Origin of the sequence: Chryseobacterium cucumeris, from assembly GCF_001593385.1 — a bacterium.
Classification (GTDB): Bacteria; Bacteroidota; Bacteroidia; order Flavobacteriales; family Weeksellaceae; genus Chryseobacterium; species Chryseobacterium cucumeris.
Window position 1 is genome coordinate 674,540 of record NZ_LUVZ01000001.1, and the last position, 16,824, is coordinate 691,363.

The 16,824-nt window shown below is 36.8% G+C and carries 19 protein-coding genes; 9 read left to right on the forward strand and 10 right to left on the reverse strand.

Annotation, left to right across the window (positions count from 1 at the left end; genetic code table 11):
• The 5 genes from A1704_RS03015 to A1704_RS03035 all read left to right on the forward strand — a co-directional run bounded on the left by A1704_RS03015 (position 1) and on the right by A1704_RS03035 (position 6,351).
• On the forward strand, positions 1 to 1,245 hold the full coding sequence (locus A1704_RS03015) for a DUF1015 domain-containing protein (RefSeq protein WP_062670332.1): 1,245 nt from the start codon (positions 1 to 3) through the stop codon (positions 1,243 to 1,245).
• 54 nt (positions 1,246 to 1,299) lie between these two features.
• Entirely contained in the window at positions 1,300 to 2,703 is a 1,404-nt protein-coding gene (locus A1704_RS03020; RefSeq protein WP_062670334.1) for a M28 family peptidase, read from the forward strand.
• A 2-nt stretch (positions 2,704 to 2,705) separates the two neighbouring features.
• A complete protein-coding gene (locus A1704_RS03025; protein WP_062670336.1) occupies positions 2,706 to 4,064 on the forward strand; it encodes a M28 family peptidase in 1,359 nt (452 codons plus the stop codon).
• Between the two features lie 3 nt (positions 4,065 to 4,067).
• On the forward strand, positions 4,068 to 5,426 hold the full coding sequence (locus A1704_RS03030; protein WP_062670338.1) for a M20/M25/M40 family metallo-hydrolase: 1,359 nt from the start codon (positions 4,068 to 4,070) through the stop codon (positions 5,424 to 5,426).
• Between the two features lie 694 nt (positions 5,427 to 6,120).
• On the forward strand, positions 6,121 to 6,351 hold the full coding sequence (locus tag A1704_RS03035; RefSeq protein WP_131797464.1) for a hypothetical protein: 231 nt from the start codon (positions 6,121 to 6,123) through the stop codon (positions 6,349 to 6,351).
• A gap of 163 nt (positions 6,352 to 6,514) precedes the next feature.
• On the opposite strand, the gene A1704_RS03040 is transcribed toward A1704_RS03035, so the two are convergent.
• The 5 genes from A1704_RS03040 to A1704_RS03060 all read right to left on the reverse strand — a co-directional run bounded on the left by A1704_RS03040 (position 6,515) and on the right by A1704_RS03060 (position 10,502).
• The gene (locus A1704_RS03040; RefSeq protein WP_062670342.1) at positions 6,515 to 6,736 is read right to left on the reverse strand and encodes a hypothetical protein; all 222 of its coding nucleotides are present in this window, start codon (positions 6,734 to 6,736) and stop codon (positions 6,515 to 6,517) included.
• Positions 6,737 to 6,882: 146 nt separating this feature from the next.
• Positions 6,883 to 7,458 carry a hypothetical protein gene (locus tag A1704_RS03045; protein ID WP_062670344.1) on the reverse strand — a complete coding sequence of 192 codons (576 nt, stop codon included), beginning with the start codon at positions 7,456 to 7,458 and terminating at the stop codon, positions 6,883 to 6,885.
• 168 nt (positions 7,459 to 7,626) lie between these two features.
• On the reverse strand, positions 7,627 to 8,664 hold the full coding sequence (locus A1704_RS03050) for a peptidylprolyl isomerase (RefSeq protein WP_238590581.1): 1,038 nt from the start codon (positions 8,662 to 8,664) through the stop codon (positions 7,627 to 7,629).
• 82 nt (positions 8,665 to 8,746) lie between these two features.
• Positions 8,747 to 9,259, reverse strand: coding sequence for an FKBP-type peptidyl-prolyl cis-trans isomerase (locus A1704_RS03055; RefSeq protein ID WP_062670348.1), 513 nt, complete (start codon positions 9,257 to 9,259; stop codon positions 8,747 to 8,749).
• Positions 9,260 to 9,431: 172 nt separating this feature from the next.
• Positions 9,432 to 10,502 carry a branched-chain amino acid aminotransferase gene (locus A1704_RS03060; protein WP_062670350.1) on the reverse strand — a complete coding sequence of 357 codons (1,071 nt, stop codon included), beginning with the start codon at positions 10,500 to 10,502 and terminating at the stop codon, positions 9,432 to 9,434.
• 85 nt (positions 10,503 to 10,587) lie between these two features.
• Between A1704_RS03060 and mnmD the strand changes: the two genes are divergently transcribed.
• Both mnmD and A1704_RS03070 read left to right on the forward strand, forming a co-directional pair.
• Positions 10,588 to 11,262: a tRNA (5-methylaminomethyl-2-thiouridine)(34)-methyltransferase MnmD gene (gene mnmD, locus A1704_RS03065; protein ID WP_062670352.1), complete on the forward strand. Its 675-nt coding sequence runs from the start codon at positions 10,588 to 10,590 to the stop codon at positions 11,260 to 11,262.
• A 204-nt stretch (positions 11,263 to 11,466) separates the two neighbouring features.
• Entirely contained in the window at positions 11,467 to 11,883 is a 417-nt protein-coding gene (locus A1704_RS03070) for an NUDIX domain-containing protein (RefSeq protein ID WP_062670354.1), read from the forward strand.
• Positions 11,884 to 11,904: 21 nt separating this feature from the next.
• Here A1704_RS03070 and A1704_RS03075 read toward each other — a convergent pair whose 3' ends face one another.
• On the reverse strand, positions 11,905 to 12,609 hold the full coding sequence (locus tag A1704_RS03075) for a DUF4294 domain-containing protein (RefSeq protein ID WP_062670356.1): 705 nt from the start codon (positions 12,607 to 12,609) through the stop codon (positions 11,905 to 11,907).
• A 51-nt stretch (positions 12,610 to 12,660) separates the two neighbouring features.
• On the opposite strand from A1704_RS03075, the gene chrP reads away from it, so the two are divergent.
• Together chrP and rpe are read left to right on the forward strand one after the other, a co-directional pair.
• On the forward strand, positions 12,661 to 13,734 hold the full coding sequence (chrP, locus tag A1704_RS03080; protein ID WP_062670358.1) for a chryseobasin maturation metalloprotease ChrP: 1,074 nt from the start codon (positions 12,661 to 12,663) through the stop codon (positions 13,732 to 13,734).
• A 340-nt stretch (positions 13,735 to 14,074) separates the two neighbouring features.
• On the forward strand, positions 14,075 to 14,725 hold the full coding sequence (rpe, locus tag A1704_RS03085) for a ribulose-phosphate 3-epimerase (RefSeq protein WP_034698534.1): 651 nt from the start codon (positions 14,075 to 14,077) through the stop codon (positions 14,723 to 14,725).
• Between the two features lie 205 nt (positions 14,726 to 14,930).
• On the opposite strand, the gene A1704_RS24855 is transcribed toward rpe, so the two are convergent.
• Genes A1704_RS24855 through chrA form a run of 4 tightly spaced genes read right to left on the reverse strand, consistent with a single transcriptional unit; the run spans position 14,931 to position 16,776 of the window.
• The gene (locus tag A1704_RS24855; RefSeq protein WP_238590565.1) at positions 14,931 to 15,203 is read right to left on the reverse strand and encodes a DUF1772 domain-containing protein; all 273 of its coding nucleotides are present in this window, start codon (positions 15,201 to 15,203) and stop codon (positions 14,931 to 14,933) included.
• A gap of 9 nt (positions 15,204 to 15,212) precedes the next feature.
• Positions 15,213 to 15,416: a hypothetical protein gene (locus A1704_RS24860; protein WP_238590566.1), complete on the reverse strand. Its 204-nt coding sequence runs from the start codon at positions 15,414 to 15,416 to the stop codon at positions 15,213 to 15,215.
• Positions 15,417 to 15,453: 37 nt separating this feature from the next.
• On the reverse strand, positions 15,454 to 16,551 hold the full coding sequence (chrH, locus tag A1704_RS03095; RefSeq protein WP_062670360.1) for an MNIO family chryseobactin maturase: 1,098 nt from the start codon (positions 16,549 to 16,551) through the stop codon (positions 15,454 to 15,456).
• 3 nt (positions 16,552 to 16,554) lie between these two features.
• Entirely contained in the window at positions 16,555 to 16,776 is a 222-nt protein-coding gene (gene chrA, locus A1704_RS03100; protein ID WP_062670362.1) for an MNIO class RiPP chryseobasin precursor ChrA, read from the reverse strand.
• Positions 16,777 to 16,824: the final 48 nt, after the last annotated feature.

The window sequence follows — 16,824 nt, forward strand, 5'->3', positions numbered from 1 at the left end:
ATGCCTGTTTTTAAACCTTTCCGTGGAATAAGACCTCATAGAGACTTTGAGAGTACTTTCCCTACCCATCCACTGGATAATTTCACCCAGGAAGAGATTGCGGAGAAAGCTCAAGTTGAAAATACTTACATCAATATGATTAAACCCTATGTTGTAAGTAAATCTAAAGATATTGACCGGAACCTGCGAAAGATCCGTTCCACCTTTGAAGAACTTCTGGAAGAAAAGAAATTGGTCCAGGACAATTCATCCTACTATCTTTATGAGCAGATCTATCCCAACAAACAGATGTTCAGAGGACTTCTGGGATTGGCAAGTATCGAAGATTTCTGGAATGGAAAAATCAAAAGACATGAAAGTACCATCCCGCAGAAAAAAGAAAAACTGGCTCACTACCTTGAAAAAGTAAATCTGCAGGCTGAACCTGTGCTTCTTACCTACCCTGCCAATTCAAAAATTGAATTGCTGATGAATCATGAGGAAAAAAATGTTCCTATCTTCAATCATGTAGATTCAATGGGTATCAGACATAAAATCTGGAGAATAGATAACCGTCTGAAGCTACAGCAATTTAAAGAAGTGATTGATCAGATTGATTCGTTTTATATTGCCGACGGACACCACAGAATTGGTTCGACAGCAATCAATGCAAAATACCATAAGGAGAAAAACAAAAAACATAACGGTACAGAGCTTTACAACTTTGTGTATAGTTTCATTGTTTCCAACCAGTCAATAAAGATTCATGATTACAATAGAATCTTACATGACCTGAATGGTATTTCTCCGGCAGATTTCCTGAAAGAACTTGAGAAATATTTCCTGATTCACGAAAAAGGAGAAGCATCGTACTACCCTTCTCAAAAATTCCATATTTCAATGTATATGGATGGGAAGTTCTATTCTCTTCACGTGAAGCATGATCTTCGTTCCAAAGAAATGTCTCTGGATAATCTGGATCACCATCTTTTAGATAAGTATATTTTCAAAAACATTCTGAAAATTGAAGATCCGGACAGTTCTGAGCTTATTTCTTATGTGAAAGGAACATCCAATATCAATGGAATCAATCTTTTAAAAGAAAAGGTAGACAACGGTGAAGGTAAAGTTGGTTTTGGAATTTATCCTGTAAGTTTTAATGACATGATTAAAATTTCAGACTTAAAATTAAGTATGCCTCCGAAATGTACATTTATTGAGCCAAAATTAATTACTGCTTTATTAATGTACGACATGAAACCTTAATAAATTACTATTTTTTCCCTACTTTTATCAACGGAAAAGATAAGTAAATAAAAAATGAAAAAAATATTCATTATACTTCCACTCTTTTTGAGTGGATTTTTATTTTCTCAGAAAAAACCACTTAAAAACCCGACAAAAAAAGGTACTGTTGCCAAATTCAACTATCATGATGAATTCAGAAAAATTTCAGATGAAATTATGACTAACGGTACTGCTTATGATAATCTTGGAGAGCTCACCAAAAGAATTGGTCCACGTTTCAGTGCAACTCCAGGTTATACCAAAGCCGTAGAATGGGCAGAAAAAAAATTCAAGGAAATCGGGATTAATATGATCTGGAGACAGGAAGCTAAAGCACCAGTCTGGATCAGAGGAAAAGAATCTTTACAAATCAAAGCCGGAAATGGAGACTGGAAAAACATCAGAATGCTTTCTTTCGGAAATTCTGAAGGAACAGGCGGAAAAGATCTGGTGGGCGAAATCGTTTTAATCAATTCCACATCAGAGCTGAATGCCATGTCAATAGGTCAGTTAAAAGATAAAATAGTTTTTGTGAATGTTCCTATGGACCCGAAAATTATTAATACAAGTGATTCCTATTTACAGGCCGCAAAATCAAAACTAATTTCCGCTTCTGTGATTGCTAAAACAGGTGCAAAAGCATTAATTATAAGGTCACTGACGACTGCTAGTGACGATACTCCTCATGCTAAAATGATTTACTACGAACCAGATGATAAAGTTAAAATTCCAGCTTTATCAATTGGTGTAAGATCTGCAGACGAATTGGAGAAAACCTTAAAGAAACAAAAAGTCACAGCTAAAATCAATATGACCGCCGAATCAAAAGGTGACACTACAAATCCCAATATCATTGCTGAAATTGGAGGTAAAAAAGATTCTAAAGTAATTGTTTTAGGTGCTCAGCTGGATTCGTGGGATATTGGTGAAGGTGCAGTAGATGATGGAACTGGCGTTGTGCAGTGCATCGAAGTGTTAAGAACACTCAAAGCACTTGGATATGAAAACAACCACACCATCCGTGTAGTTTTGTATGCCAACAGTGAAAACGGAGGGCAAGGTCGTGAGATGTATGCAGCATATGTAAAAAAGAAAGACGAAAAACACGTATTTGCCTTAGGAACTGATGCCGGAGGATATTCTCCCCGAGGATTCTCTTTAGACATGTCACCTCAAAGACGAAGACTGGTTTATCCCTGGAAAGAATATTTTCTGCCTTATGGCGTCTATGATTTTGACCAGACAGAAGCCATTCAGGATATTTCGCCTTTGAAAAAACTGGATATTCCTTTAGCAGAGCTTGTGGTAGACACCCAGAGATATTTTGATTATCACCACTCCGAACAGGATACTTTTGACAAAGTAAATAAAAGAGAGCTTCTTCTTGGAGCTGTCGCCATAACACAGATGATTTTTATGGTTGATAAAAACTGGTAACAATGAAAAAGATAACAGGAACTTTATTACTTCTTTTTGGAATGGCCGCATTTGGTCAGTCTAAAGAAGATTCTGTCCAGTTCAGAAAAATCTCCACAGAAATTCTGAACAACGGAAAAGGATACAATGAACTGAGAGAACTTACCAAAACTATAGGAAACCGTCTCAGCGGGTCAGAAGCGTATGAAAAATCAGTTCAGTGGGCAGCCCAGAAACTTCGTGATGCCGGAGCTGACAAAGTATGGCTTCAGGAAGTGATGATTCCGGTTTGGGTAAGAGGAAAAGAATCATTACAGATTAAAACTTCTAATGGAAAATGGAAAAGTGTAAAAATGCTTTCCCTTGGAAATTCTGAAGGAACCGGAGGTAAAGATCTTTCCGGAGAAATCATCATGGTAAAATCACTGGAAGAATATGACAGACTTCCTGCTGAAAAAGTGAAAAATAAAATTGTGTTTTTCAACTATCCTTTTAGTCAGGAAAATGTACAGACATTTATTTCTTATCGTGATGCAAACCCCTACAGAAGAACTGCCGCTTCATTAACGGCTAAAAAAGGAGGGAAATTTGCCATCGTAAGGTCTCTTTCCTCTGCTTTTGATGATGTTCCGCACACAGGTAACATGCGCTATGACGAAGGTATTTCCAAAATACCAGCTATAACAATCGGAAATACATCAGCTGATGAACTTGAAGCAGTATTAAAAAATCAAAAAGTCACCGCAAAGCTTAATTCCAATTGCGGAATGAAAGGAGAAAAACTTTCCCATTCTGTGATCGGAGAAATTACCGGTAAAAAAGACCAAAGTGTTATTGTTGTTGGTGGGCATTTAGATTCCTGGGATGTTGGAGAAGGAGCCCATGATGACGGAGCTGGCATTGTTCAAAGTATTGAGGTCTTAAGAACCTTTAAAAAATTAGGAATTCAGAATAATCATACGATCCGCGCCGTTTGTTTTGCCAACGAAGAAAACGGAACGAAAGGTGGGAAACAGTATGGTAAAGTTACCAAAGAAAACAATGAAAAACATCTTTTTGCCATAGAATCGGATGCGGGAGGTTTTTCACCACGTGGAATTTCCCTCGAAATGGATGAACCCCAAAGAAACCAGATCAAAAGCTGGGTACATCTGTTTTTGCCTTATGGCGTTTACAACTTTGAAGGAAAATATTCAGGGTCGGATATCGCCCCGCTTCACGAAATGGGAGTTCCCACAGCTGAACTGGTACCGGATCCGCAACGCTATTTTGATATTCACCATACCGAAGAAGACACTTTTGAAAAAATCAACCGCAGAGAATTATTATTGGGTTCTATGGTAATGACACAACTTATTTATATGATTGACAAAAATTGGTAAACAATGAAAAAGATATTAGGAACTTCATTATTACTTTTTGGAATGGCTGCATTTGGCCAGTCTAAAGAAGATTCTGTACAGTTCAGAAAAATCTCTACAGAAATCCTGAACAACGGAAAAGGATATACAGAGCTTAGAGAGCTTACAAAAAATATAGGCCACCGCTTAAGCGGATCCGAAGCCTATGAAAAGTCTGTAAAATGGGCAGAACAGAAACTTCGTGATGCCGGAGCTGATAAAGTATGGCTTCAGGAAGTGATGATCCCGGTTTGGGTAAGAGGAAAAGAATCTCTGAACATCCAGACTTCCAACGGAAAATGGAAAACCCTTAAAATGCTTTCTCTTGGGAATTCTGAAGGAACAGGAGGAAAAGATGTTTCGGGAGAAATCATCATGGTAAAATCTATGGAAGAATATGACAGACTTCCTGCTGAAAAAGTGAAAGATAAAATCGTGTTCTTCAACTACCCTTTCAGCCAGTCATTTGTAGAGACTTTCAAAGCCTATGGTGATGCTGCCAAATACAGAACTACCGCCGCTTCTTTAACCGCTAAAAAAGGAGGCAAATTTGCCATCGTAAGATCTCTGTCCTCTGCTTTTGATGATGTACCTCACACAGGAGCAATGCGTTATGAAGACAAAGTTTCCAAAATCCCTGCGGTAGCCATTGGAAGCACGACTGCAGATGAACTGGAAGCTTTACTGAAAAAACAGAAAGTTAATGCAAAACTAAACTCCAACTGCGGAATGAAAGGAGAAAAGCTCTCCCACTCTGTTATTGGAGAAATCACAGGTAAAAAAGACCAGAGTGTAATTGTTGTCGGCGGACACCTTGATTCCTGGGATGTAGGTGAAGGAGCCCACGATGACGGAGCCGGAATTGTACAAAGCATTGAGGTTTTAAGAACCTTTAAAAAGCTGGGTATTCAGAATAACCACACCATCAGGGTTGTTTGTTTCGCCAATGAAGAAAACGGAGTAAAAGGTGGAATCCAGTATGGTAAAACGGTAAAAGAGAAAAACGAAAAACATCTTTTTGCTATTGAAACAGATGCCGGAGGCTTTGCCCCAAGAGGCATTGCTCTGGATATGGATGATGCGAAAAGAAATCAGATTAAAAGCTGGTCGAATTTATTCCTTCCTTACGGAGTTTATAATTTTGAAGAGCGGTTTTCAGGAACAGACCTTTATCCGCTTCACGACATGGGAATTCCAGCTGCTGAGCTGATGCCGGATTCGCAGCGATATTTCGATATTCACCACACAGAAGAAGATACTTTTGAAAAGGTGAACAGAAGAGAGCTTTTATTGGGAGCCACCGCTTTGACTCAGATTATTTATATGATTGATAAAAACTGGTAAAATATGAAACCGTCTTTCTAAAGGCGGTTTTTTTATTTTAATAGTAATGCATAATAAATTTCACAGTATTCCATTAGTGAAATTTGTGCAAAAAACATTTGGGTTATTTATTGTTTATTTAAAATACATAAAAATACTTCTCGTCCGTAATATTTTCTTCGTTCATTAGCATTAGCTTTAAAAAACAGAAAATTTTTCTGTTTAAGGAAATAACAGAAGAAAAAACGCTTCACCACTGCTCTCATCAATCCCGTGAAACAAAGTGTTGATCGCAAAAACAGAACTTTGGCATGATATTGGCATGTAAATTCTTGAGAAAAAATTAAAAAAACACTAAGGATGAGAAAAAAGGTTTTCTGTGGATTTTCAGTTTTTCCACTGATTCAAGTTCATATCTAGTATATGAATCCTTTTTTTTCTACGATGCCGTAAAAGATACGGGCTCGTGATTAATTAACCCCCGTTAGTTTTTCACAGCAGTCTTGCACCCGTATCTGACTGGTATCACAATAACCAGGAATCATTGATTGATTCAAAAAAAACAAAAATATCCCGGACTTTCAGCCCGGTATTGCGATATAAATAAATGGCAAAGTCATCGTGAACCTTAGCCCAGTAAAAGAATATATTATTTTTACCGTGATGAGTGCGCCTTTATGCTATAAATTAATGTATAACCCTTAAAATGTTAGTAATGATGAGAGCCTTTTTTGAAATGATTTTTAAGAGAAATGAAGATGCTGCAAAATTGCATATATGGAGCCTAATGCTGGTGTTAAGTTTTGCTGCATTTTCTGTGTTGGTATACGCCTTAGAACCAAGCTTTAACAGCTTAATTATATACCTGACGGCATTTGCCGCTTATATCGGGTTTGGCCTTGTATTCATCAGTTCCCTTGCCGGAACGCGTATGAAGAAAAGATAACAGAACATATAACTTTCAATTTATTTTTACTGAAAAAACCGCCCCGTTTGGGGCGGTTTTTTGTTACCGTCTTACACCATATTATATCTTTCAGTATTTCCAAAAAAAGCCACTCCTTCCGGAGCAGCTTCCGATAACAAAGTTATCTTAACATCGTAAAAACTTATTCTTTAAACAGATCCTCCATCATTTCTTCAAGGATCTTCTTTGTTTCTTCTTCAATCATTTTCCCTGACTTTTCAACGAGTTCTTCTCTGAATGGTTCACAGCAGGCTTTTATTCCAAAACCTTCATCTGTTTTTACAAATTCCGGATGCCTACTGTGTTCTTTGCATACTTCAGATTCTATTTCCTTCTTTATCTGGTCGTAATTCAGGTCAAACATATTTTTTTATCTTGTTCTTTTAAGTGCATGATAAAGATAGAGGTAATAAAGCCTTGCCGAAATCCGTATTTCTACGGTATTTACAAAAACAAAAAACCGTCTTTTTCGGGACGGTACGATTCAATGTAAAAATTAATGTTTATTCTTTAGAACTTATCCAGAATTTTCTTGGGTAAGATCTTCACCAGTTCTTTCTTATATTCCTTTTCAAGAATAACAAATTTCCATGCCTTTTTATCTTTTGAAATCGCACAGGCTTTCATAGCAGCGTTGATGAGATATGAACCTTCGCTGGCGACATATTTCACATTATTTGCTCCGTATTTGGCTGTCAAAGCACCGTTCATTCTCTTTTTCATATCATCATTTAATGAACTGACATTGCATTTCAGTTTCAAAAAATAAGGGGTAATAGAAAAATATTCCCCGGTTATGAGTTCAGGCTTTTCAATATTTCCAAACTTCAGATCTTCTACTTCAATTTTCATAAATGGATTATTGTAAGTGATATTCAAAATCTGGGTCATTTGCTCTTTTGACACTATGGTGAAGAATTTTGGATATATGCCGCTTACCGCCTGATCTATCTGTTTGGATTGAATGCTGTTGACAAAATAAGTAAGTGATTTTTTTATCGCTGGATCGTCAGGATTAGTCTTAGTCTGTGAAAAAGTCTTCATTGACAGCAGAACGAACAGAAACAAAAGTGATTGGGTTTTCATGGCTGAATGGTTATTATAAAGTTTAAAATTACTTTTACTGGAAAACGGTTAATCTTTCCATATCGTAAAATGTGTCGTAACCTGTATGCCAATCGTTACAGAATGTATTTGAGGCCAATAAAAAAGCCATCCTTTCGGACAGCTTTTGATACTATTTTGAAGATTCAATTATTTTACTTTTACAAGCTCAACATCGAAAACCAACCATGAGTTTGGCGGGATCACTCCTCCTGCTCCTCTTTCTCCGTAAGCCATTGCAGGCGGGATCAATAATGTAGCAGTTTCACCTTCTTTCAATAACAGGATACCTTCATCCCATCCTTTGATTACTCTTCCCATTCCGATTGGAATTTCGATAGGTTCGTTTCTCTTGAATGAAGAATCAAACTCAGTTCCGTCTACCAGTTTACCTGCATAGTGTACAGATACATTGTCACCAGCTTTTGGCGCTTTACCGTCAGCTGTTTTTGTAATTTTATAGTAAAGGCCTGATTCAGTTTTTTGCATACCAGCTTTCAGGTTTTCAACCAATTTCTCCTGGTTAGCTTTGAATTCTTCTTCTCTTTTTTTCTTTTCAGCTTCTTCTTTAGCGATGAAAGCTTTATTGTTTTCTGCGATTTTAGCCTTTCCTTCATTGAAAGTTTTAGCTGCATCATAGTGCTTGTACTCATCACCTTTGCTGAAAACAGAAACTTTTTCTAAAACGATATCTGTTTTAGGTTTGTCCTGAGCTCCTTTTTCAACGTTCGCAATCGCATCAATTACCTCACTTCCTTTTACCACTTTTCCGAAGATCGTATGTCTTCCATCTAACCAAGGTGTAGCTACTTCAGTAATAAAGAATTGAGAACCGTTGGTATTTGGTCCTGAATTCGCCATAGAAAGAATACCTTTCCCTGTGTGTTTAAGGTCGTTTCTTTCGTCTTCGAATTTATACCCAGGATCTCCCATTCCTGTTCCCTGAGGATCACCTCCCTGGATCATGAAATCTTTGATTACTCTGTGGAAAATAGTTCCGTCATAGTAAGGAACTCCTTTAGCCTTAGCTTTGTTGTCGATTTTCCCTTCTGCAAGACCGATAAAGTTGGCTACAGTTACTGGTGCTTTCTTGTCCTCAAACTTCACAATCATGTTACCTTTTGTGGTTTGAAGATTGGCATAAAGTCCGTCATTAAGACCTTCGTAAGTTTCTTTGTCTACGTTCATTTTTTTATAAATTGGGGTACAACTCATCAGCGAAATACTTGCCGCTGCCAGAATTATATTCTTGTTAAACAATTTCATGTATTTATAAAGCTTTTAATTTTATGATTAATGGAATGTCGTTGTCTATTTTCTTTTCGTCTCCGTAAGTTCCGTAGGCCAAAGAAGACGGTACCAAAAGTGTTACTTCCTCTCCATCATGTATAAAACGCAAAGCGTTTTCCACTGCTCTCAGTTCATCAAAGTGTCCGAATCTGGCATCTCTTCTTTCAAAAGGCTGATCGTAGATTTTCGTCTGATCAAAATCATACAGATCATAAGAATAGGAAATTGTAGTTTCATCTTTCCTCCTTTCTCTTTGATCATAGCCTTCTACCGTTACCCAATAATTAAGCTGCGTTGGATAATACTTCACAGACTGACTGCTGATCCAATCCTGAATCTGCCCTCTTTCTATGACATTTAGATTTTTCATCCTGTTCTTAGAAACATCCAGATCTTTCTGGCTTAAAACCCCACCTACAGGGGGATGTGCCGTCTGTGCGTTTCTGTTACAGCTCAACAGGCTTATGGCTGATATGAAGAGTATTTTTTTCATAAACTTTTGCGAAAATACACATTTCGGGAATCAATTACAAAACTTGACACAGAAATATGTGAATGTTGTAACGCATTGATCTTAGCCAAAAACTCTTCGTCTATTTTACGTGAATAGGCATATATGAAAAAGCCGGGAAAAACCCGGCTTTCATATCGTTATATCAATAGTATTATACTGTTTCCAATACGTGATCTACCATTACTCTCCATCCGAACGGATCTTCAGACAAGTTGGTTTGTAAATCTACCAAATCTTTTTTAAGGATAGCCGCATAGCTTTCTTCATCAGATAATCTCGGAAGCGAAAGTTTTTCTCCCTGATATCCTAAAGCCTGGAATTGAGTGGTTACTACTGCTGTACCTACTCCCCATACTTCTTTAAGTTCACCGTTCTTTAAAGCTTCGATTACAGTTTTTACCGCAATCGGTTCAATTTTCACTTCGATACCTCTTTTCTTCGCTAACTGGATGAAGCTGTCTCTCGTTACTCCGTCAAGGATTTTCTCAGATGTTGGCGGCGTATAGATCGTATCGTTGATTCTGACAAATACGTTCATTGTACCACTCTCTTCGAAATATTCGTGTGTAGCATCATCCGTCCAGATGATTTGCTCATACCCTTCTTCAATGGCCAACTGCGTAGGATAGAAAGAAGCCGCATAGTTACCTGCAGCCTTTGCAGAACCTACCCCTCCGTTTGCCGCTCTTGAATAGTGATCAGAGATCTTTACAGATACCGGTTCTGAATAATAACTCTGTGCCGGTGTTGCAACGATGGCAAACATATATTTATTAGCAACTCTTGCTTTCAAAGCTTCCTCTGTAGCAAAAATCAAAGGTCTGATATAAAGCGACATTCCTTCCCCCTGTGGAATCCACTCTCTGTCAATATCTACCAAAGCTTTCAATCCGTCTAAAAACATTTCTTCAGTCACTTCCGGCATAGCAAGACGTTTCGCTGACTTGTTGATACGTTCAAAATTCTTTTCAGGCCTGAAAAGGAAAACCTGCCCGTCTTTGTCTTTATAGGCTTTCATACCTTCAAAACAAGCTTGTCCATAGTTTACTCCCATCATAGCAGGCGTAAATGGAATCGGACCGTAAGGAACTAATTTTACATCACCCCATTTTCCGTTTTCATACTCACAAATGATCATATGATCGATGAAAGTACTACCAAATGAAAAATTGTTAGGGTCAAATGTAGAAATTCTGGAGTTTTCAGTTTTTTGAATTATCATTTTTTAAAATTTTTACGATGTTCTACAAATTTAACATAATTTTCTAAATATAAAAATTTTAGAGTAAATTTGACAAAAAATTAGCTTGAAAAGAGAGATTAAGACCACAAACGACGGAAGTAAAACATTGTTTATCAATGATTTAAACGAGAACTACCATTCTCATCACGGAGCCCTGCAGGAAGCCGAACACGTGTTTATCAAAAATGGACTAAATTTAATAAATGATTGCGAAATTAATATTTTAGAACTCGGTTTTGGAACAGGTTTGAATGTTTTGGTAACAATTAATGAATATTTAAAAACTGACAAAAATCATGTCATCAATTATTTTTCGCTCGAAAAATACCCCATAAATGAATCCGAAGTTAAGGATTTGGCTTACTTTGAACTTTTTGATAACCCAGAGTTTAAAAATATTTATCAGAAAATTCATCTGGCAGATTGGGAAAAATCAGTAGAAATCATTAGTGGATTCAATTTAAAAAAGATAGAATGTGACTTTTTCGACCTGAAAGACATTGATCTGCCTAAAATTAATCTTGTTTACTTTGACTGTTTTGGAGCCAGAGTACAGCCAGACCTTTGGGAAAAGCCATTATTTGAACTCGTAGCTGACAAAATGGCCATTAACGGATTATTAACCACCTACTCTTCTAAAGGCAGTGTAAGAAGAATCCTTCAGGAACTGAATTTCAAGGTGGAGAAAAAACAGGGACCTCCGGGAAAAAGAGAGATGATTAATGCAATTAAATTGTAGAATGGAAGCTTGAGGAAGGAAGCTGAACGTTTACAGCGAATGCTTGATTTTTTTACTTTAAAATAATAATCAATATATAAAATACGTTGATTCAATATTATTGGAAATAGATAGTATTAAACTTCCAGCTTCACGCTTCCAACTTCCGGCTTTTTCCAACAAAATTCCTTACATTAGCTATACAAAATATTATACATTATATATATGATAGATAAGATCAACATTAGAGTGTATGCGTGTGCGGTAAAAGATAAAAAAGTTCTGACTTTATTTGAAGAATATGCCGGCGAACCTTTAATGAAATTTCCGGGTGGTGGATTGGAATGCGGTGAAGGAGTTCTTGAATGTCTGCACCGTGAGTTTGATGAAGAACTGAATGTGAAAATCAATGTGCTGGAACATTTCTATACTCAGGAAAATTTTCTGGTATCGCGTTTCAGAGAAAACGAACAGCTTCTTACCATATATTATATAGTAGATATCGTTAACGAGGAAGACTTTATTATTCTGGATCCCTGTATTGAAAAAACAGAATGGATTGATATCGACAGACCGGACAATCCTTTTCCTCTTCCAATAGATAAAATTGTATTTGACAAATTAAAAGAAAAATTCCTGTAAGCATTCTTACAGGAATTTATATTATTTCTTTACTTTAAAATCATTAGCTCCGGGATAAGGCTGCAGATAACCTGAGTTCCAGTTGGACTGCAGTAATGACTCTATAAATTCATCACTTCTGTTGGTGTGAGGATCATAACGCTCTTTCAAATCAATATCAGCCATTTTTCCTTTTACATTCCACCAGAAAGCACTCCATCCACCTCTTAATTCTTTGATAATCTCAAATACATTTTTTCCGGTTGCCCTGTTCATCAGTTTTGCAAAAACCTGTCCTTCGGTAGTCGTAAGATCTCTCAATTGTTTTTCATATTGGTCAGCCAGTATATTCTGTCTTTCTCTTACAAACTTTCTTTTGGCTTTGCTGTCCAGATCATTCATATCTTTCTGGATATCTCTGTACTGCTGCAATGCAGTCACAAATAACGGATATACCCTGTACAGCTTTTTGTTGAGAAAATAATAGTAATTCTTATCCAGCTGGTTATTAAATCTCGGTTTATTCACTAAAACCAACTCATCCAATACGACTACAGGCTCTCCATTGATTTCATACACCTTAATCTTCTGCTGTTCATCATAATAATATTTATTACCAAATTCATCCACTTTCAGAGATTCAGGCGGGTACTGATTGAGTGGTTTCGCCACTATCCCATCCTTCTGACCGAAAACACTTACTCCAAAAAAGAGAATAAAAAGGCAGATAATCTTACTAAAATTCATTATTTTTACACTTATAAGAAGAAAAATTAAACGCAAAAATCATTCCTTTTTATGAAATTTGAAAAGAAATCTTTGAAATTTTTAGAGAAATATTTAAACACATCATCTCCAACAGGTTACGAACATAAAGGTCAGGAAGTCTGGATGGACTACATCAGACCTTACGTAGATAAAATTGAAGTAGACCATTACGGAACCTGCTATGGGATCATCAATCCGGAAGCTGAATTCAAAGTAGTGATTGAAGCACACGCTGATGAGATATCATGGTATGTAAATTATATTACAGATGACGGATTGATCTACGTCATCCGAAACGGAGGTTCTGATCAGACGATTGCTCCTTCAAAAGTTGTCCATATCCATGGTGAAAACGGAATTGTGAAAGGAGTGTTCGGATGGCCGGCTATTCATACAAGAACCAATCAGAATGAGCCTACGCCTAAAATTGAAAATATCTTCATCGACTGTGGTGCGACTTCTAAAAAAGAAGTGGAAGAAATGGGAATTTTTGTAGGTTGTATGATCACCTACCCGGATGAATTCTTTGAAATGAACGACAGATATTTTGTCTGCAGAGCTCTGGACAACAGAATCGGCGGTTTCATGATTGCTGAAGTTGCCAGGCTGCTAAAAGAAAATAAAAAATCTATACCGTTCGGACTTTATATTACCAATTCTGTACAGGAAGAAGTAGGTTTATATGGTGCAGACATGATTGCTGATACTATCAAACCAAATATTGCCATTGTAACGGATGTTACCCACGACACAACCACTCCAATGATTGAAAAGAAAAAAGAAGGAGATCAGAAATGTGGTGCCGGGCCGGTAGTATTCTTCGCACCAAGTGTTCACCACACCATCAGAGAATTAATTATTGACACCGCAAAGACCAAGAAAATACCATTCCAGAGAGCTGCAGCCAGCAGAGCAACCGGAACTGATACAGATGCGTTCGCCCATTCCAACGGCGGCGTACCAAGTGCTTTAATTTCCTTACCTTTGCGTTATATGCATACTACGGTAGAAATGGTATCTAAGGAGGATGTAGGTAATGTCATCAAACTTATCTATGAAACAGTTCTTAAGATCAAGCCGGAAATGAAACTGAAGTATCATTAATATACATGAAAAACGTCTTTTATCATCTGATCCGGAAACCAACTTTTATATCGGTTTTAACAGCTGTCTTTTTTAGTTACATCATCTTTTTAACTGTATATAAAATATTTGATCCTCCCAAAATAGGGTCGGCATACAATATGATTCTTGAGATGTTGTTAATTGTGAGCGTTGTACCTTTAGGATTATTTATAATTGACAGGTTATTGGTTATTAAAATTAATCATATCAAATTAACAATCATAGAAACTTTTATATTCGGGTGTTTTTCCCTGTATTATTTTTTAGTTGTTAATCCATTTTAAAGAAAGAAATCTAAGTAAAAGTATAAAAAGTAAAAATGAAAACGAAGCTTATTGCTCCATCCCTATTATCGGCAGACTTTGGGAATCTGCAAAGAGACATTGAAATGCTGAATAATTCTCAGGCCGACTGGTTCCACATTGATGTCATGGACGGAAGATTTGTTCCTAACATTTCTTTTGGTTTTCCGGTAATGAAAACCGTTCAGCAGCATGCTAAAAAATTTGTGGATGTTCACCTGATGATCGTGGAACCTGAAAAATATGTTGATGAATTCATCAATCATGGTGCTGATCTTGTTTCTGTTCATTATGAAGCATGTACCCACCTTCACAGAACCATTCACCATATTCAAAGCAAAGGAGCAAAAGCAGGTGTTGTTTTAAATCCTTCTACTCCGGTATTAATGCTTGAAGATATTATTGCAGATGTAGATCTTGTATTGCTGATGAGTGTAAATCCAGGCTTTGGAGGACAGAAGTTCATCGAAAATACTTACAAAAAGATTGCAGAAACCAAGGATCTGATCTTAAGCAACAACTCTACAGCTCTTATAGAGGTAGACGGAGGAGTAAATCTTGATAACGCTTCTAAATTATTTGAAGCAGGTGCCGATGTTCTTGTTGCAGGAAATGCTGTTTTCTCAGCTGAAAGTCCGGAAAGAACCATTGAACTTTTAAAGATATAAAAGGATCAAAATAATAAACAAAAGGCAGCCATTGGCTGCCTTTTCTCTTGTTTGGAAATTTAAGTTGTCTTGGTTATAATCTTTTTTTCAACTTATTTGAAAATGTTTAAAACTATCTTGCTAACAACACAAAGATCTGAATAAAACCAGACGTACACATCGGTAGAAATACGTAATTTAATAGTAGGTATTTTCACTTAATCCATTATAATTCTTTATTCCAGACACAGGCACAGACCACAAAAATGATCGAAATAACTGAAAAGACCGTTCTGATATTATTCAGAAAATTCCATCTGTTTTCAAAATTTTCCCGCATCTGCCTGATCGTCTCTGCTGTAGAATTAGAGATATCAAACTTATCTAAGGCATCATTCATAGGAACATTTCCGGCAACAGTGACTCCGAAAACGCCAATCAGATAGGCAAGTGTAGCAAGAAGAAGAAAAATAAAAACAGGCTGCTGTCCGCGGAGCAAAAATGTAGATTAGGGAAGAAGAACCACCGTTCCCATAAAACTCATAAAGAATACAGGGTTCAGGATTTCCCTGTTGATATTCTGCATTGCGTTTAGGTATTCTGTATCAGAAAGTTTTCCCAGGCCGAGAACAACTGAGCATGAATAAGCATAGAAAAGTCCTCCTATCAGAGCAGTGAGGACAGCGGTAATGATCAATACTAATGTTGTCATTTTCATATATTTTGATTTTGGTTATCAGAGAATAGAATTAGTAAGGATTCCATTTTTTAATGATATTCTGAGCGGTAAGGATCATTTCAGCGTCCCAGTTTTCAGTTTTAAAATAGTGAAAATCCAGATCTTTAATGTTTTCAACATTTGCATTCTCATAAAGAAGTCGGGTAAGCCTTGACTGCTCTTCATATAAAAGCAAATCTTCCAGAGGTTTAGCGGGAAGTTTAATTTCTTCTTTACACCAACCGTTTTGTTGCTTTAATTTCAGGTCTGAAGTTTCAATGATTGTTCTGACTTTAGTAAAATCTTCCATAAAACTATTCCTTTTCTCTTCCGTTTTTAAAGTGTGCCCAAGTCTTTCAATAATAATGTATTCAAGATTTGGACATTTTTTCATCACAGAGGGCAACACAGAAAGGATATCTTTAGGAATAACATCATCATGGGTATCCCTTCTCACCTGCTTTTTTCTATAAACACTATCCTGCCAGCTTCCTCCGGAAAGATGAATTTCTTTTACCTTATCCATGGGATACAAATCAATGATCTGCTGCATCTCTAATTCAAAATTACAGGATTGGCAGTAAATATTATGAAGATCAAGAATCAGAAAACCATTGGTATCTTCCGTGAGTTTGTCAAGAAAAACGCCTTGTTCTTTAACATCTTCAATAGAAAATGAAAATGCCAGATTTTCTATCCCTACAGGAATATTTACAGCATCCTGAAGTCTGTATAATCTGTCTTTTCCTATTTGTAAAATTTTGGAATGTAAAGATACCGGTAATGGTACTCCCTGATGAAAATTCTCAGTATTCATGAAACCAAAGTGTTCCGTGATATGATTGTATTTCCGCAGGCTGACTTCTTCTTTTAATTTCTTCAGCCATTCTTCCTGCCTTGCCGTCCATCTCGCATCAAATAAAGAATAATATACTCCATGCCCTATTAAACGGTTATTTTCTGCGTAAAAATTCAACAGATCCCGAAGCCAGTCCGGCTCATTGGTATGATAAAGAGTATCAAAAGACCATTCCATCACTTCAATGGAATTGTTGTGCAACAATGGCAAAATAGCAGAAACAAAATCCGGTTCCGCCATCATGGATACTCCTAATATTGGCTTTCTCATTTTCTATCCCATTCCACAAGCCGGACAGCCATGTCCACGAAGTACAAGTGTATCTTTTTTAACAACCGGTTTGGGTGTTCCCGGTTTTTTCTTTTCAACCGTATCCGTAGAAGTCGCTTTCTTTACTTTTTTAACAGGCTTTTTTGTTTTAGCTTCAGGTTTAGTCGTCTGTGCAGATACTCCTACCGCTAATAAACTCGCCATCAACAATGCTGGAATTTTCATAATTTCTTTTTTTCAGATAAATTTTACAATAAACGTTCCATTTATAAA

What these genes read in the sequence shown, in the direction of transcription:
- A1704_RS03015 (WP_062670332.1), top strand. Translation starts at nt 1, where the DNA reads ATGCCTGTTTTTAAACCTTTCCGTGGAATAAGACCTCATAGAGACTTT.
- A1704_RS03020 (WP_062670334.1), top strand. Translation starts at nt 1,300, where the DNA reads ATGAAAAAAATATTCATTATACTTCCACTCTTTTTGAGTGGATTTTTA.
- A1704_RS03025 (WP_062670336.1), top strand. Translation starts at nt 2,706, where the DNA reads ATGAAAAAGATAACAGGAACTTTATTACTTCTTTTTGGAATGGCCGCA.
- A1704_RS03030 (WP_062670338.1), top strand. Translation starts at nt 4,068, where the DNA reads ATGAAAAAGATATTAGGAACTTCATTATTACTTTTTGGAATGGCTGCA.
- A1704_RS03035 (WP_131797464.1), top strand. Translation starts at nt 6,121, where the DNA reads ATGATGAGAGCCTTTTTTGAAATGATTTTTAAGAGAAATGAAGATGCT.
- A1704_RS03040 (WP_062670342.1), bottom strand. Translation starts at nt 6,736, where the DNA reads ATGTTTGACCTGAATTACGACCAGATAAAGAAGGAAATAGAATCTGAA.
- A1704_RS03045 (WP_062670344.1), bottom strand. Translation starts at nt 7,458, where the DNA reads ATGAAAACCCAATCACTTTTGTTTCTGTTCGTTCTGCTGTCAATGAAG.
- A1704_RS03050 (WP_238590581.1), bottom strand. Translation starts at nt 8,664, where the DNA reads ATGAACGTAGACAAAGAAACTTACGAAGGTCTTAATGACGGACTTTAT.
- A1704_RS03055 (WP_062670348.1), bottom strand. Translation starts at nt 9,259, where the DNA reads ATGAAAAAAATACTCTTCATATCAGCCATAAGCCTGTTGAGCTGTAAC.
- A1704_RS03060 (WP_062670350.1), bottom strand. Translation starts at nt 10,502, where the DNA reads ATGATAATTCAAAAAACTGAAAACTCCAGAATTTCTACATTTGACCCT.
- A1704_RS03070 (WP_062670354.1), top strand. Translation starts at nt 11,467, where the DNA reads ATGATAGATAAGATCAACATTAGAGTGTATGCGTGTGCGGTAAAAGAT.
- A1704_RS03075 (WP_062670356.1), bottom strand. Translation starts at nt 12,609, where the DNA reads ATGAATTTTAGTAAGATTATCTGCCTTTTTATTCTCTTTTTTGGAGTA.
- chrP (WP_062670358.1), top strand. Translation starts at nt 12,661, where the DNA reads ATGAAATTTGAAAAGAAATCTTTGAAATTTTTAGAGAAATATTTAAAC.
- rpe (WP_034698534.1), top strand. Translation starts at nt 14,075, where the DNA reads ATGAAAACGAAGCTTATTGCTCCATCCCTATTATCGGCAGACTTTGGG.
- A1704_RS24860 (WP_238590566.1), bottom strand. Translation starts at nt 15,416, where the DNA reads ATGACAACATTAGTATTGATCATTACCGCTGTCCTCACTGCTCTGATA.
- chrH (WP_062670360.1), bottom strand. Translation starts at nt 16,551, where the DNA reads ATGAGAAAGCCAATATTAGGAGTATCCATGATGGCGGAACCGGATTTT.
- chrA (WP_062670362.1), bottom strand. Translation starts at nt 16,776, where the DNA reads ATGAAAATTCCAGCATTGTTGATGGCGAGTTTATTAGCGGTAGGAGTA.